Source organism: Nonomuraea sp. MG754425, from assembly GCF_021699195.1.
GTDB lineage: Bacteria > Actinomycetota > Actinomycetes > Streptosporangiales > Streptosporangiaceae > Nonomuraea.
In genome coordinates, this window is sequence record NZ_SSXE01000123.1 from 1 (window position 1) to 15716 (window position 15716).

At 69.7% G+C, this 15716-nt stretch carries 8 protein-coding genes; 7 read left to right on the plus strand and 1 reads right to left on the minus strand.

Features of this window, described 5'->3' with window-relative positions; all coding sequences use genetic code 11:
- Window positions 1-46: 46 nt before the first annotated feature.
- Genes FAF44_RS34540 through FAF44_RS34550 form a run of 3 tightly spaced genes read left to right on the plus strand, consistent with a single transcriptional unit; the run spans window position 47 to window position 8348 of the window.
- Entirely contained in the window at window positions 47-2590 is a 2544-nt protein-coding gene (locus FAF44_RS34540) for an amino acid adenylation domain-containing protein (protein WP_272895414.1), read from the plus strand.
- Window positions 2587-2937: an acyl carrier protein gene (locus FAF44_RS34545; protein WP_237107540.1), complete on the plus strand. Its 351-nt coding sequence runs from the start codon at window positions 2587-2589 to the stop codon at window positions 2935-2937. The genes FAF44_RS34540 and FAF44_RS34545 overlap by 4 nt, the downstream gene beginning before the upstream one ends.
- Window positions 2934-8348, plus strand: a complete 5415-nt coding sequence (locus tag FAF44_RS34550) for a type I polyketide synthase (RefSeq protein ID WP_272895415.1) — start codon at window positions 2934-2936, stop codon at window positions 8346-8348. The genes FAF44_RS34545 and FAF44_RS34550 overlap by 4 nt, the downstream gene beginning before the upstream one ends.
- A gap of 13 nt (window positions 8349-8361) precedes the next feature.
- Here FAF44_RS34550 and FAF44_RS34555 read toward each other — a convergent pair whose 3' ends face one another.
- Entirely contained in the window at window positions 8362-9588 is a 1227-nt protein-coding gene (locus FAF44_RS34555) for a glycosyltransferase (protein WP_237107542.1), read from the minus strand.
- A 104-nt stretch (window positions 9589-9692) separates the two neighbouring features.
- Between FAF44_RS34555 and FAF44_RS34560 the strand changes: the two genes are divergently transcribed.
- The 4 genes from FAF44_RS34560 to FAF44_RS34575 are packed head-to-tail and all read left to right on the plus strand — an operon-like array spanning window position 9693 to window position 15611.
- Complete coding sequence (locus tag FAF44_RS34560) at window positions 9693-10046, plus strand: acyl carrier protein (protein ID WP_237107543.1); 354 nt, start codon at window positions 9693-9695, stop codon at window positions 10044-10046.
- 38 nt (window positions 10047-10084) lie between these two features.
- Window positions 10085-11179, plus strand: coding sequence for a glycosyltransferase family 4 protein (locus FAF44_RS34565; RefSeq protein ID WP_237107544.1), 1095 nt, complete (start codon window positions 10085-10087; stop codon window positions 11177-11179).
- Window positions 11176-14391: an amino acid adenylation domain-containing protein gene (locus FAF44_RS34570; RefSeq protein ID WP_237107545.1), complete on the plus strand. Its 3216-nt coding sequence runs from the start codon at window positions 11176-11178 to the stop codon at window positions 14389-14391. Before FAF44_RS34565 ends, FAF44_RS34570 begins: the two co-directional genes overlap by 4 nt.
- Window positions 14388-15611 (plus strand): glycosyltransferase, encoded by a 1224-nt coding sequence (locus FAF44_RS34575; protein ID WP_237107546.1) that lies wholly within the window; start codon window positions 14388-14390, stop codon window positions 15609-15611. Before FAF44_RS34570 ends, FAF44_RS34575 begins: the two co-directional genes overlap by 4 nt.
- Window positions 15612-15716: the final 105 nt, after the last annotated feature.

Here is a 15716-nt window from a genome sequence, read left to right on the forward strand (position 1 = left end):
GCCGCCCCCCGAGCCCGTGCCTGCCCCACCCACGCGCCCGGAGTCCATGCGCTACTGGCGTGAGCGGCTGCGCGGGCTTGACCCCGGCGGTATGCGGCTCGACCCGGCCGGTGCCTACGCCGACCCTCCGGCCTTCTCCGGAGAGGAGGTGAGGCGGGTCCTGCCCGAGACCGTCGTGGGCGCAGTAAACGACCTGCGCAGACGCGGCAACAGCACGGACGCGGCGGTCATGCTGAGTGCGTACCTGCTGGCGCTGCGGTCGCAGGGGGCCGCAGAGGACTGCGTGGTCGGGGTCGTCGTGAACAACCGGGGCACGGCTCACGCCCGCGACATCGGCTACCACGTCTCCACCCTTCCGCTCCGGATGACGGCCGATCTGGACGCCGGGTTCGTGAAGCTGGCGAGGTCGGCCGCCACCGAGTTGATGACCGCCGTCGAACACGCCGACGTCTCGTTTGAGACGCTGGTGCCCGATCTCGGCTCGGTGCGCGACGATCCGCTGTGGTGGCGGTCCGGCCTGATCCGGCACGTGTTCAACTACCGCCTGCGCCCGCCCGGATCGCCAGGCGGGAACAGCGCCGTCGACGTGCCGACGGGGCTGACGAGATTTGACCTGGAACTGATCATCGAGCGATCCGCGGACGAGTTTCTGATGCGGCTGGTCTACAGCACGGAAGTCCATGATCGGGCGTTCGCGGAGGCGCTGCTGGAGCGAATCCAGTCGGTGCTGGCCCAGGCGGGCGACGAACCTGACCGCGCGGTAGGCGACTTCGAGCTGCGGACACGAGCCGAGATCGACCTTCTCGAAAGGATCAACGACACTGCGGTCGAGTGGACAGGGCCGGCAACGGTGCCGGGCCTGGTGTCCCAATGGGCGGCGGCCACACCGACGGCCGTCGCACTCTTGGACGGGGATCGGGCGTACACGTACTGGGAACTGGAGAACGCCGCTGCCGCGATCGGGCGCATGCTGGGCGGGCACGACATCGGCCGGGGTGACGTCGTCGGGGTGGCGATGCCGCGCGGCATGAGCATGGCGGCGGCCGTCCTGGGCGTCTGGTCCGCTGGCGCGGCATACCTGCCGCTCGATCCCGAACACCCCGCTGAGCGCCTCATCAGCCAGCTCGACGACGCGAACTGCCGCGTGCTGATCGGCGGGCACGCGTTGCCGCCCCGCTGCCGGGCCGGACGGCTGGACCTGCCCGCCGATGCCGCCGGGACACCCCGGCGGCCCAAACCCCGTGAAGACCCGGACGTCGCGCCCGGTGACCTCGCCTATCTCATCTACACTTCCGGCTCCACCGGCAGGCCCAAGGGCGTGCGCGTACGGCACGGCAACCTCGCCAATGTCGTACGGGACTTCGCCCGCCGGCTAGACGCGTGCTCCGAGACCGCGATGCTGTGGGCAACGACCTTCACCTTCGACATCTCCGCCCTCGAGCTGTGCCTCCCCCTGGTCTCGGGGGGCCGAGTAGTCGTGGCGCCGGACGCGGCGCGCACGAATCCCCCCCTCCTGCTTGAACTCGTGGAGAACGCCCACGTCACGGTGGTGCAGGCCACCCCAACCACTTGGCGGTTGGCCACGGCCGAGGTGAGCGGCGCGTTCACCGGCCGCACTCTCCTTTGTGGTGGCGAACCACTGCCCCCGTCCCTCTTCCGCACGCTCTGCGCCGCCGGCTCCCGGGTGCTGAACGTGTACGGACCGACGGAGACCACCATCTGGTCCACCGTCGCCGAACTCTCCGCCGACGACCAGCGGATCACGGTGGGGCGCCCCATCGCCAACACCCGTGTGCACATCCAGGACGCCCGTGGCCGCTGCGTGCCGCCGGAGGTGATCGGCGAGCTCTGCGTGAGCGGTGCCGGAGTGGCGGACGGATACCACAACCGGCCTGAACTGGCCGGGCGGTTCGCGGCCGGCCCGGACGGCGAGCACTGCTTCCGTACCGGTGACCTGGCGAAACTGCGCCGGGACGGGCGAATCGAACTGCTTGGCCGGCGGGACCGCCAGATCAAGCTGCGCGGCAACCGCATCGAGCTGTCCGAGGTGGAGGGCGTTCTGGAAGAGCATGAGGAGGTCCGGGCGGCGGGCGTGGCGCTGCGCGGAGATCCGTCCGCCGACGGCCGGCTGATCGCATACGTCGAGGCGGAGGACCGGCCGGGACTGGCCGCTGAGTTGTGGGAGCACGCTCGAACGAGGCTTCCCGCGCACAGCCTGCCGAATCGGATCGCCGTGCTGGACGCCCTCCCGCAGACGCTCAACGGGAAGCTGGACTTCGCGTCGTTGCCCGCCGACGGCACTGTGGAGGGCGCTGGGACGGCCCTTCTCGGCACGGCGTACGGGTCGGCCGATGAGGTCGAGGCCCGGCTGGCGCGGGTGTGGAGCGAGGTGCTGCACCGCCCGCCAGCCGACCGGGACGCCAACTTCTTCCTGACGGGCGGGACCTCCATCCTGGCCGCCAGGCTCGCGGCACTCGTGGCTGCCGAGTTCGAGGTCGATCTGAATCTGGGCACCGTTTTCCGCGCGCCTACGCCTGCCGCGCTCGCTGCGTACGTTCGCGGACAGACAGAAAGGGCCGTGTACCGATGACGGACGTGTTGGACGACAAGGCCGCACTCGCACTGCTCGATCGGCTGATCCGCGAGGTCACGGGCATGGTCATCGCCCCTGATGCGAACTTCTTCGAGGCCGGAGTCGACTCGATCCAACTCGTGGAGATCCATACTCGGCTCGTCGCGGCGCTGGATCGCGAGCTGCCCCTGTGGCTGCTGTTCATGTTCACGAACATGAACACGCTGGCGACACGTCTCGTCGATGATGTGACCGCCCTTCCCCCTCGGTCTGCCTCGCCGCCCGCCGCGCCCGCCGGACACCGACACTCCACCGCGGAGGAGCGCCGCGAACTGCGCGCACGTATTCGACAGGAAGGCAGATGAGAGACGTGGACGACGTTCCGGAGGCCATCGCGGTTGTGGGCATGGCTTGCCGCATGCCCGGCGCATCTGACCTGGACCAGTTCTGGCGCAACCTCGCCGCCGGAAACGAGTCGGTCACGGAAAGGGGCGAGGACGAGCTCCGGGCCTGTGGCGTCACCGAGGAGGAACTGGCCAACCCCGACTTCGTTCGCCGCGTGCCTCTCATGCCGGACCCCGAGTACTTTGACGCGGCCTTCTTCCGCATGACGCCGCGCGAGGCGGTGCTCTGCGACCCGCAGATCCGGGTGTTCCTGGAGATATGCCACAGCGCGGTGGAGAACGCCGGGTACGACCCGTTCGCGCTGCGTGACAGCGTGGGTGTCTTCGGCTCCGTCGGCCCCAACGGCTACCTGCCCGAATACCTCTACCCGCGGCCGGATCTGACCGGGTCGGACCATACCCTGGCGCAGACGCTCAACCAGCCGGACTACCTGGCGACGCTTGTCGCGTACAAGCTAAATCTCCATGGCCCGGCGATGACCGTGCTCAGCGCCTGTTCCAGCACCCTGGTCGCGTTGCACGTAGCCGCGCAGGCCCTGCGGTCGGGCGAGTGCGACGTGGCCTTGGTCGGCGGCTCGGTCATGGATCCGCGCGTTACGAGGGGGCGCCTGTGGACTCCCCACAGCATCACCTCGCGCGACGGCCACTGCCGGCCGTTCGACGCCGCCGCCTCCGGGACCGTCTTCGGCAGCGGCGCCGGCGCCGTGGTACTCAAGCGTGAGGCGGACGCCGTGGCCGACCGGGATCGCATCTTGGCGCGCGTCCTGGGCAGCGCGGTGAACAACGATGGGGCGCAGAGGGTGAGCTTCAGCGCGCCTGGAATGGCCGGGCAAGTGGCCGTGGTGAAGGAGGCGATGCTGCTGGCCGGGGTGTCGCCGCTCGACATCGGGTATGTCGAGGCGCACGGAACGGGGACCGCGCTCGGCGACCCGCTGGAGGTCGGCGCTCTGGCCAAGGCGTATGCCGAACTCAGCAACCGGCCGTTGCCCCTCGGCTCCTGCGTGCTGGGTTCGGTGAAGTCGAACGTGGGCCATGTCGGGGCGGCGGCGGGCATCGTGGGCTTCATCAAGACCGTCCTGGCCCTGGACCACGGCGGCATTCCGGCCACGGTGAATTTGAAGACCGTCAATCCGCGGCTGGAGCTGGACAGGACGCCGTTCCGGATCAACACTGAGCTGCTGCCGTGGCCGCGTACGCCGGGGCTGCCGAGAACCGCCGCGGTCACTTCGCTGGGCATCGGCGGGACGAACGCCCACGTCATCCTGGGCGAAGGACCCCCATCTCGTGAGCGGCCGGGCGACGCTAGGCCGCGCGTGGTGATCTGGTCCGCCGGCAGCCCGGCAGGAGAGAAGGCGCTGCGCAGCAGGCTCGGCGCGTTCTTCGCGGATCAGCCTGAGACGGTCTTCTCCGACGCGGTCGCCACGCTGCAACACGGCCGTACCGCGCACCCGGTCCGTGGCGCCCTGGTCGCGGACAGCGCCGCGACCGCTCGGGAGCTGTTGCGGGGTGAGTCCGCGAGGGTGGCCACCGGGCGAGCTGACGCCGAGTGCTCCGTCGCCTTCCTGTTCCCCGGACAAGGCGCCGGCTACGGCGGGATGGCCCGCGAGCTGTACGGCACGGTACGGGCGTTCACGATAGCGATGGACGAATGCGTGGAGCTGTTCGAGCAGCAGGGAGCGCCGCTCTATGCCGTGCTGACAGGAGGCTCAGTCGAGCCCGCGGCCTCGCAACCGCTGCTCTTCTCCGTCGAGTACGCCCTGGCGGCAATGTGGCGGGAGTGGGGCGTAACCCCGGCCACCGTGCTCGGGCACAGTCTCGGCGAGGTGGCCGCCGCCGCGGTCGCCGGCGTCTTCTCACTCCCGGACGCGGTCCGTCTGGTCGCCGCGCGTTCCACCGCCATGATCGAGAACCCGGTGCCGGGCGGGATGCTCGCGGTCGGCGCGGGCGAGGACAGGGTCCGGCCCCTGCTGCACGGGTCGCTCGCCCTGGCCGCAGTGAACGGCGAACGGCAGGTGGTGGTGGCCGGCCCCGAGGATGAGCTTGCCGTTCTGTCGGGCACGCTGACCGCCCAGCGGATCGCGGCGCGCCGTCTCGAGGTGGCCGCAGCCTTCCACCATCCTGGCTGGCGGGCCGCCGCAAGGGTGTGGAACGGCGCCTTCGACGGCATCGCCGCCGCGCCCGCTACCATCCCTCTCTACTCCGCCACGACGGGCGGGCGGGCCGGCCCCGAGGAACTAGCCGACCCTGACCACTGGACCACGGCGCTGGCGACGCCGGTGCGCTTCCACGACGCGCTCGGCGCACTGCTCGGCACGCGACCCTCGGCGCTGCTGGAAGTGGGGCCGCAGGCGACCCTGGCCGCCCTGGCCAGAGGCCATCGGGACGCGTCGTGGTGCAGCGTTATCACCACCCTACGCAGGGGCAGCCCGGACCACGAGTCGGTGCTCGACGCCGCGGCCCGCCTGTGGGTGGCCGGACAGCCGATCGACTGGTCCGCCGCGGGGCAGACGCCGCCGGACGTCCGCGTCCCGGTGCCCGGATACCCCTACGAACGCGTACGGTACTGGCCGGACCCGCCCGCCCCGGTGAGCGCGCCTCCCGCCTCCGCCGACGACCCGGCCGTGGGTGGCGCGACCAGCGAGATCGGCTGGGTGGAGCAGGCGGGCCCAGGCCCGTCACGGACTGGCCTGGACGAGCACGCGGTGCTGGTGCTGCTCCCCGAGAACGCCGAGGACGCCGAACCCGTCCTGCGCGCGGTGCGGCTGGCAGGGCTGCGGTCGGCGTCGGTCCGGCGAGGCCCGTCCTTCGCTGCGCTTCCCGACGGGTTCCAAGTCCGCCCTGGGGCGGCCGAAGACCTGGAACGGGTGATGGAGGCGCTTCACCTGGCAGGCACGGCACCATGGGCGGTCATCGACGCCGTGGGCACCACCCGCGAGTGCACGCCCGGTGGGGACGGCGCTCACGCGCTGAACGAGCGATTCGCCGACCTGCTGGCCCTCGTCCGGCTCGCGACGTCCTCGGACCGCTGGGCGTCCCGTGCCCGCCTGATGCTGATCGCCACGCGCTCCGCCGACATCTCGGGATCTGAGGAGGTCGAACCGAGCCGAGCCGCCCTGCACGCGCTGATCCGCACGCTGGGGGCCGAGCTGCCGTCCGCCGCGTGCTCGGCCGTCGACATAGACGCACGGGTCAAGCCCGAGCTTCTCGCCGCCGAGTTGCTGCACGAACGCCCGGAGCCGGGCGTGGTCCTGCGCGGGCGACGTCGATGGACCCGCGTCGAACGGCCCCTTCCGCCATTGGGCGGAGCTCCGGCTCCCTTACGGGAGGGAGGCGTCTACCTGATCACGGGGGGCATCGGCGGTCTCGGGCTCCAGGTGGCCAAGGGACTGGCGGGCACCGGAGCGCAGCCGCGGCTGGCTCTGCTGGCGCGTCACGCTCCCGACGAAGCGACGGAGGCCGTCCTAGCGGAGATCCGGGCGCAGGGCGCCGCCGCGGAGGCGTACGTCTGTGACGTCACCGACCTTGCCGGGCTCGAACGGACGCTGGACCGGGTAACGGACCGATGGGGGCCGGTCAACGGGGTCTTCCACCTGGCGGGCCTGCCGGGCGGCCGAATGCTGGCCTTCCGCCAGGCCGCCGACGCGGCCGCGGTCCTCGCTCCGAAGGTCGTGGGGATGTCGTGTCTGGAAAGCGCCTTCGCGCACCGTTCCGAGCTCGACTTCACCGTCTGCTTCTCCAGCCGGGCCGCCGTCGACGGCCTGCTCGGCAACGCGGACTACGCCGTCGCCAACGCGTACCTGGACGCGGCGGCCGGCGTCTCGCGGCTGGCAGGCGGGCGGGTGCTGAGCATCGGCTGGCCGGTGTGGCGCGCGGTGGGGATGTCGGCGCGGAGCGGCGTGGACATCTCGGCGCTCAATCAGGCGGTCCGTGCCGCGGTCGCCGAACACGGCGAGGCTCCTGCAGGCGTCCGGAGCGCGCAAGCCCCAGAGGGCGCGGCCGGCCCGGACGGAGTGGCGGGGACGCTCGTCTGGGAGGCCGAGTTGAGCGCGTTCGAGGACTGGGTGCTCGATGAGCACAGGGCCGGTCGGGTGCCGCTGCTGCCCGGAACGGCGTACCTGGATCTGGCGGTCCACGCGTTCCGCGAGGTGGCTTCGAGCCCGGGACCCGAACCGATCGAGCTGTCCGACATCGTGTTCCGCGCCCCGTTCCTGGATGAGCGTGCCCGCCTTATCCGGCTGGCCTTCCGTCCAGATAAGGCGGGCACGCAGTTCGACCTCGAAGTGTCCTCCCGCCCGGTCGGCGGAGACGGCCCGCCGGTCGTCCACCTGACCGCCCGGATCAGCCGGACGCCGGTCGCCTGCCCGAAGGCGGATCTCGACGCGTTGCGCCGGCGGTTCGACGCGGACGCTACGCCCGCGTCGCCGCGGCGCGGCGGCCGGGTTTTCACGCTGGGGCCGAGGTGGCGAAACCTGACCGCGATCCGCACCGTCGGCGCCGAGCAGTTGCTGCGGGTGGAGCTCCCCAGGCCGTTCCACTCCGACGTGTTGCGGCACGCCTTGCATCCGGCGATGCTCGACACGGCGATGTCGGCCGTGCGCGGCGGCGCTTCAGTGTCCTCGGTGCCCTTCTTCTGCAGGAAGATGGTGGTGTATAATGATCTCCCCGCAGGCTTCCATGCGCATGTCAGGCGGGACGTGCTGGCTTCCGTCAACGCGCCCTCAGGCAACCTGGACCTGATCGACGACACGGGCGCGGTGCTGGCTTGCGTCGAGGGGTTCACCATGATGGAGATCGACGAGGATCGGCTGCGTGAGGCGGCGGCTCGGGGGTCGGCTCGGCCTGCTGCCGCCCGCGGGGCCGGGAGCGACGGCCTCGATCCGGCAACTGGCGTGGAACTGCTGCTTCGCCTCCTGGGCTCCGGCATGACCGGGCACGTGCTCATCCGTCCCTTCGCCGATGACCGGCCCGTACCGTTGGAGCGTGGACGGCCCGGCACGCTGGCACCCTCCGACGATGAGGTCGCCGGCCGGCCCTACGGGGGAGTGGCTGGCAGGCCAGAGGGGGAAGTGGCGGGATCAGCGCGGGCGGGGGCCGCCTCCGTTGAGTCCTCCTCCGTGGAGGACGTGCTGGGCGACCTGTGGGCACGACTCCTGGGCATCCCGGGAATCCGGCCTGATCAGGATTTCTTCGACGTCGGTGGGAACTCCCTTACGCTGGTCGAGTTGGTGGCGCGGATTCGCGACACCTTCGGTGTGGAGCTGAGCCTAGGTCTGCTGCTGGAAGGGCGGACGCTGTCGTCGATGGCGGAGCTGGTGCGTGAGCGATCGGTGAGGCCGAGTGAAGAGGAACGCCCGGCGAGCGCGGCGGAGTAGTGCGGGCGTCCGCTCACGCGGCGAACGTCACGCGTACCTTCCTGCCGATGCGGTGTGCCTCGGCGAGCAGCTGCGTCCGCCAGGTGTCCCACAGGCCGCGCATGCGAGACGAGATGATCACCAGGTCGAAGGACCGGTCGGCGAAGGGGGTGCGCAGCCCTACACCGTGGACACGGTGATACCGCCCGTCTGCGCACGCCTCCAGCGCGCCGAGGTCGAACTCCACGAGGGCGCACGAGCCCGGCCAGTCTTGTGGAGCGCTGCGGCCACTGCCGAAGACGGCGATCCGGCCGGGACCGCCTTCAGACGCGCGTGCCAGCTCATCCCGTACGTCCAGGGCACCGACCTGACGCGTCCAGGCGATCAGCTCGCGGTACCACTCCTCGACACTCCAGTATTCCTCTTCTAAGGAGCCGATCTTCCTCGTATAGAGGGCGGCGAACAATTCCAGCAGCGGATGCTGATGCTTGGTCACGAACCGGTGGACGTTCTGCAGGCTACTGGCGGCCTTCCCGGCCGGGTCGTGCTCGTGCGTGGACTCTATGCCCCAAGCCTGCCGTGACAGGCCGACCCGCGCGCCCGCGCGGACGAGCCTGTATCCTAATTCGAGGTCTTCCAGCCCCCACCCGCGAAACTCCTCATCGAACGCGCCGACGGCCCAGAAGTGCTCGGCTTTCACCGACAAGTTGGCGGTCCAGGTGAAAAACCAAGGGGCGGCGAGGCGGTCCATCGCGAACTTCGTGCGGGCGAGGGCGGCGTGCCGCACGTCCTGGAAATACGGCTCGTCGCGCAGGCGCGCCATCAGTTGCTCCGGGAGCAATTCGTCGGCGAGCGCCGCCCAGTCCACGCGTGCAGCGGCGGGGTCGTACCCCAAGGTGTATCCGATCACCAGGTCCGCGCTTCGGTGCGCTTCCAGATGCGTGCGGGCGAAATCCGGCCCGACCAGGATTCCGGTGTCCAGAAACGCCAGCACGGGGGCCGCCGCCAGTCGGGCGCCTTCGTTTCGCGCGGCGCCGGCGCGGAACCCGAGGTCGGGCTGGAAGTGGTAGCGCAGCGGGATGCGCCCGGTGAAGGACGTGACAACTTCGCGGGTCGCGTCGGATGACCCGTCGTCGGCCACCACGACTTCGACATCGTCGAGCGGCATGCGCTGCCGGGCCAACGCTTCGAGCGTGCGCCAGAGCGGCCTGGCCCTGTTGTAAGTGGGGATGATTACCGAGAGCTGCGGGCTTTGCGTCATCGAGGGAAATCCTCCCGCCCCGTCATCGTCGCGATTGTGGCACGGCCGGACGGAGGATTTCCAGAGCAGCCGCCGCCGGAGAACGTGTACCTGATTTCTGGGACGTGCCTTTGGCTCGGACCGGCGAGAGGCTTGGTAAGCGCGATCCGATTTCCGCGGCGCCCCGTACCGCCCGATGCGCAGAGAAGGGCTGGCGACCGGTTTACATGACCCATACATGGCTGAACGACACCGAACGCGAGATTGTCGCCCTGTGGGCCACATTGCTGAATCTCGACCCCATGTCCGTTCTCAGCGACTCCGACTTCTTCCTGCTCGGAGGCGACTCGCACGCATTCGTCATGCTGATGGCGGCGATTAGCGACGCCTTTTCGGTGGAGCTCATGGTGGACGATCTCTATGAATCCGGTTTCACCGTCCGCGGCATGGCAGAACTCGTGGTGGCGAACACCGAATAATTTCCGGAAGTCATGGCCGCTACCAGGATGGGTTTGGCATGCGGATTGTTCTCCTGCAGAACATGTTCTACGAACCGGCCGTCGGCGGTGCCAACAGAAGCAGTCGCCTGTGGATGGAGCAACTGGCGGCAAGGGGCCACGAATGCCTCGTGCTCGCCCGCGCCGGGGACGGCGGCGCCGCGGAGGAGAAGACCATCTCGAAGGTCCGGGTGAGGTTCGCGCCGGGCAGGGCGCTGCCTTCGGCGGCCGCGCGGCTGGTCCGCGAGGCCCGCCCCGACTGGGTGCTGGTCCCCTCCGACGATCCAGGGCAGCTCATGCTCGGGGCCGCCCTGGCGTTCGCTCCCGGTCGGGTGGTCTACGTCACGCACACGATCCAGCAGTTGCCGTTCGGCCCGAACGCGTTCTACCCGAGCACGGCGGGAACCGCGTTGCTGCGCAAGGTCGCGGGCGTCATCTCGGTGAGCGACGCGGCGGCCCGGCATCTCCTGCGGCACGCGGGGATCGCCGCGACGGTGATCAAGCCACACGTATATCGTCTGCCGCCGTCTGACGCACCCGCGATACGCAGAGAGCACGTCCTGATGGTCAACCCGTGTGATGTCAAAGGCATCTCCATCTTCCTGGCGCTGGCCGACGCGTTTCCCAGCAGGCGGTTCATGGCGATCCCGACCTGGGGCACGAACGGCGACGACCTGGCGGCTCTGCGACGCCGCCCCCATGTGGTCATCCAACGGCCGGTCGCCGACCTCTCGCCGATCCTCGCCTCCGCACGGGTCCTGCTCATGCCTTCGTTGTGGGACGAGACGTTCGGATACACTTGCGTGGAGGCCATGGCGCACGGCGTCCCCGTGATCGCAACCGAGATCGCGGGGCTGGTGGAGGCCAAGCTGGGCGTTCCCTACAGCCTGCCGGTGCGGCCCATCAAGGAGTATCGGCGCTCGGCGGGCGAGTTGGTCGCCACCGTGCCCGAGCAGCCGCTGGAGCCCTGGAAGCACACGCTGTCCCACTTGTTGTCCGAACCTGCCGTGTACGAGGACGTCTCCGCCCGGTCGAGGGCCGCCGCCCACGCCTTCATCACCTCGCTCGACCCGCGTGCCCTGGAGCAGTACCTGACCTCGCTGGAAGTGGCATGACCGTGCGCGAGCCCCACGACGTCTCCGGCGACGGTCACGTCGTCGTTCCCGCTTCGGCGATTCAGCAGCAGTTTTGGTTCGCCGAGCACCTGGCCCCAGCGACGGCGCAGAACAACATGGCGCTGCGTTTCTGGCTGCGCGGACAGGCCAGCGAGGATGGTCTGGAAAGGGCTCTCGCCGCCGTTGTCGCCGACGCCGCCGCGCTGCGTACCAGCCTCGAAGCGCGCGACCAGGGGCTGGTGCAGCTCGTCCACGCCCGGTGCGTTCTCCCCTTGGAACGTGTTGAGGCCGGATCCAGGGCCAAGGCTCTGGAGATCGCCAATCGGCTCATCAGGGAGCCCATCGTCCCCACCGCCGCTCCGGCGGCGCGGGCCGCGCTGATCCGGGCCGGGCACGGCCTCAGCTGCCTGGTGTTCGTCGTGCACCACGCCTTCGCCGACCAGGTGTCCCTTGGCATCCTGCAACAGCGCATCTCCGCGTACTACTGCGGCCTGCGCGAGGCGGATCCGTCTCGCCCCGTGCTCTCGCCCTTCCAATACGCCGACTACGCCCTGCTGGAAGCGGGCCGGCAGGCGGAACGTTCCGCGGACGAATTCTTCTGGGCGGGTGAGCTGTCCGGTTACGCCCAGGTGCTGGACCTTCCGGCCGACCGGCCGCGTCCGGCCCGCTGGAGCCCGGAGGGAGCCACTCATCGCTTCCACATCCCCGCCGAGCGGGCGCGGGCCTTCCACGAGCTCGCCCGGTCTATGGGCACCACCCCGTTCATGGCGCATCTGAGCCTGTTCGCCGTGCTGCTGGGGCAGTGGAGCGGGCAGGAGAGCATGCTCATTGGCTCGCCGGTCAGCCTGCGGACGGACGAGAGATTCCGCGACGTCGTCGGCCCGCTCATCAACACCGTGGTGTTCGGGATGGACCTGTCCGCGGCGCCCTCTTTCGACACTCTGCTGCGCAGGACCAGGATCACGGTCCTGCGGGCGCTCGGCCACCGTGACTACCCCTTCGTCTCGCTGGTCGATCTGCTCGCACCGCGCCGGGACCCGTCCCGATCGCCGCTCGTCCAGGTGGCGTTCACCTTGTACGACGACGGCCAGACGCTCAGGCTGCCAGGAGTCGAGGTGCGGCGGCTGGAGTCGGACACTTCGACGGCGAAGCTGGATCTGCTGCTCCAGGTCACGCCGACGGCCGATGGCTTTTCCTGCTCGTTCGAGTACTCGGCGGCGCTTTTCGAGCCGAGCACGATCGCCCTACTTGCCGACTGGTATGGCCGGCTGTTGGAAGGCGTGACCGCGGAGCCGGGCCGTCCACTCGCCGAGATCGGCGAGGCGACCCGGCTCTCGGCCGCGGAGCGGCGGGTCCTTTTGGAGGAGTGGTGCGGTACGGCGGCTGGCGACGACGGACCGTCCGCGCCGGAGCTGATCGTCGAAGCTGCCACCCGATCGCCACGGGATCGCGCGCTGATCGACCGGTACGGCGAGATGGCCTATCACGAGCTCGTCGGCCGCGCCCTCGCACTGGCGCGGCGGCTCCGGCCCCTTCTCCGGCAGGGCCCGGACAACGTGGTGGGGCTCTGCCTTCCCCGTGACCGGCGTCTCGTGGTGGCGATGATCGCCGTGCACTGGGCTGGCGCGGCGTACCTGCCGCTGGATCCCGAGCTGCCCGCGGCCAGGCTGCAGAGCCTGGCGGACGACGCGCGGATCGCCGCGCTGCTCACCACGCGGGACCTGCGCACCCTCTTGGATGCGGGAGCCGCGCCCGTCCTCACACTGGCGGTTGACCACGACCTCGCACCGCTCCCGGGAGGGACGGTTCAGAGCCTTCCTACCCCCCGGCCGACGGACGGCGCCTATCTCCTCTACACCTCCGGATCCACCGGGCGGCCGAAGGGCGTGCTCGTCGAGCACCGCAACCTCGTCAACGTCATCGAGTCCTTCCGCCGCGAGCCGGGTTTCACCGCGGCCGACCGCTTCCTCGCCGCCACCTCCGTCGGGTTCGACATCGCCGCCCTTGAACTCCTCCTGCCCCTGTGCTGCGGCGGGACCGTTGTCCTGGCCGACTCCGCACGATCCGGGGCGGAGCAATTGCTGGAGGTCTGCCGCCGGCACGGGGTGACGGTCTTGCAGGCGACTCCGTCCATCCTGCTCCGCCTGGTGCGGTCCGGCGCGATGCCGCTTCCGCGTCTACGGCAGATCTGGTGCGGTGGGGAGGCGCTGTCCGCGAGCGTCACCCGCGAGATTCTGGCGTGGTGCTCGGGCCTCAGCGGTGAAAGGCGTCCCGCCGTCTACAACGTGTACGGCCCCACGGAGACAACGATCTGGTCGACCATGAGCCGCGTGGACGATGACCAGGATGACGCGCCGACCATCGGCAGGCCGATATTCAATACCACGGTCTATGTCGTTGACGAGCAGTTCCGGCTTCTTCCTGTGGGGGCGAAGGGCGAACTGGTCATTGGAGGAGCCGGAGTCGCCCGGGGATACTGGCGGTCGCCGGACCTGACGCGGGAACGCTTCCGCCCCGATCCTTTCGGCCGGGGTGGCGACGACCGGCTGTACCGGACGGGAGACCTGGTCCGCTGGCGCCGAGATGGGAACCTGGAGTTTCTCGGGCGGTTGGACGACCAGGTGAAGGTGCATGGGTTCCGCATCGAGCCGGAAGGGGTTGCAGTCGCCGTACGGGACCTGCCCCAGGTTCGCGACGCAGTCGTCATGGCGCGTCACGACATGGGTGAGGAACCGGTCCTCGTGGCTTACGTCGTGGCGGCGCAGGGCGTGCGGCTGGATCCCGGGGCGTGCCGGAGCGCGCTCGCCGGAAGGCTGCCGACCGCGATGGTCCCCGCGCACTTCGTCCAGATGGACGGGCTTCCCCTGTCACCGAACGGCAAGGTGGATCGGCGGGCACTGTGGGCTCCGCATCGGCGTTCACAGGGGGAGGCGGTATCGCGTGAGGTAAGCGCTACAGAGAGGATGCTGTGCGAGGTGTGGGCGGAGGTGCTGGGACTGGAGTCGGTGAGTCCGCTGGACGACTTCTTCATGCTCGGTGGGAACTCCCTGGAAGCGCTCGGACTGCTGGACCGCGTCCAGCGCATCACTGGGCTGGAGATCGCTCTGGACAAGCTGTTCTCTCTGCCCGAGCTTTCCGCCTTCGCCGCCTACCTCGACGAGCTCGGCGAGGCGACTGACGCCCGTACGAGGGCCGCGGAGTTCGGGCGATGACGACGAACCCAGGGCCGGCGGGTGCGGCGCCGGAGGACTCGGCGGCCCCCGCTGGCCGTCCGCGGATCCTGCTGGTCATCAACGGTGCCGCTGACCGGCGCGTCGGCGGGTACGGGATGCGCTGCCGCGTGATCGCCGAGGCCATCGACGTGGTGGCGGACCTGTTCACCGTGGAAGTCGGGTGCCCGCGACCCGCCTCGTGCGCGCACCGGCGGCCTGAGGACAACTCCCTTCTCCAGTCGGTGGAGATACGGCCGCCACGCGACCGGCTTCCGGTGCTCGACCCGTGCGGCGGGTTCTACTGCCCCGTCGCCGACGCGCGGCTCCTGGAGCACGTCCGCCGCTTGGAGCCGCACATGACCGTGGTGAGCGGGCTGGAACTGTTCCGTTATCTGGACTCGGTTCGCGACGTGGCGGGGAGCGGGCTGGTGATGGACCTGCACAATGTCGAGTCGCAGATGTGGCGCGCGGACACTGGCCGGTCAGCCGGATCCTGGGATGTGAAGGCCGAGCAGTTCGCGGCGGTCGAACGGGCGGTGCTCTCCATGGCGGACGGGGTGTGGGTGTGCTCGGACGACGACCGGAGGCTGCTAGCGGCGACGCACGGCGTCGATCCCGGCCAGGTAGCCGTCGTGCCGAACGCGGTGCCGATCCCCGAACCGCCCGTGGAAGGGGCGGCCCCGCAGCGGGTGCTGTTTCCGGGAACGCTCGACTATCTGCCCAACGTCGTGGCCGCGCACCTGATTCTTGACGAGATCTGCCCCTTGCTGGCACGCAGGGCCTCCGGCGCGCAGGTGGTGATCGCGGGCGCTCGTCCCGGTGTTTCCCTGATGCGGCGGCCGTATCCGCACAATGCCCGGTTGGTGCCCGATCCCACCGACCTAGAGCCGCTGTGGAGGGGCTCCGTGCTGCTGGTCCCGCTGCTGACCGGCGGGGGCAGCAGATTCAAAATTCTCGAGGCATTCGCCCGAGGATGTCCCGTGGTCTCGACGGCGAAGGGAATCGAGGGAATCGACGCGGTCCCGGGTGTGCACTATCTGCGCGCGGAGACGGCGGAGGATCAGGTCGATGCGCTCGCAACAGTGCTGGACGATGCTTTGTCGCGCGGCCGGCTCACTGCCGCCGCACACGAGTTGGTAAGCGGCCGTTATGGAACACGTAGTGTGCTTGAAAGCATACGAGGTGTCATCCAATCCTGGGTAAATTCATCTGGTGGGTGACATTACGCTCTTGTCAGAATCCATGACTGACATTAGAGTTGTTAACCGGGTAAGCGCTCTTAGATAGTACCGATGCCACGCTGTCGCATCCACTGCCATATCTAA

Coding starts and splice junctions, on each gene's coding strand:
- FAF44_RS34540 (WP_272895414.1), top strand. CDS start 47: ATGCGCTACTGGCGTGAGCGGCTGCGCGGGCTTGACCCCGGCGGTATG.
- FAF44_RS34545 (WP_237107540.1), top strand. CDS start 2,587: ATGACGGACGTGTTGGACGACAAGGCCGCACTCGCACTGCTCGATCGG.
- FAF44_RS34550 (WP_272895415.1), top strand. CDS start 2,934: ATGAGAGACGTGGACGACGTTCCGGAGGCCATCGCGGTTGTGGGCATG.
- FAF44_RS34555 (WP_237107542.1), bottom strand. CDS start 9,588: ATGACGCAAAGCCCGCAGCTCTCGGTAATCATCCCCACTTACAACAGG.
- FAF44_RS34565 (WP_237107544.1), top strand. CDS start 10,085: ATGCGGATTGTTCTCCTGCAGAACATGTTCTACGAACCGGCCGTCGGC.
- FAF44_RS34570 (WP_237107545.1), top strand. CDS start 11,176: ATGACCGTGCGCGAGCCCCACGACGTCTCCGGCGACGGTCACGTCGTC.
- FAF44_RS34575 (WP_237107546.1), top strand. CDS start 14,388: ATGACGACGAACCCAGGGCCGGCGGGTGCGGCGCCGGAGGACTCGGCG.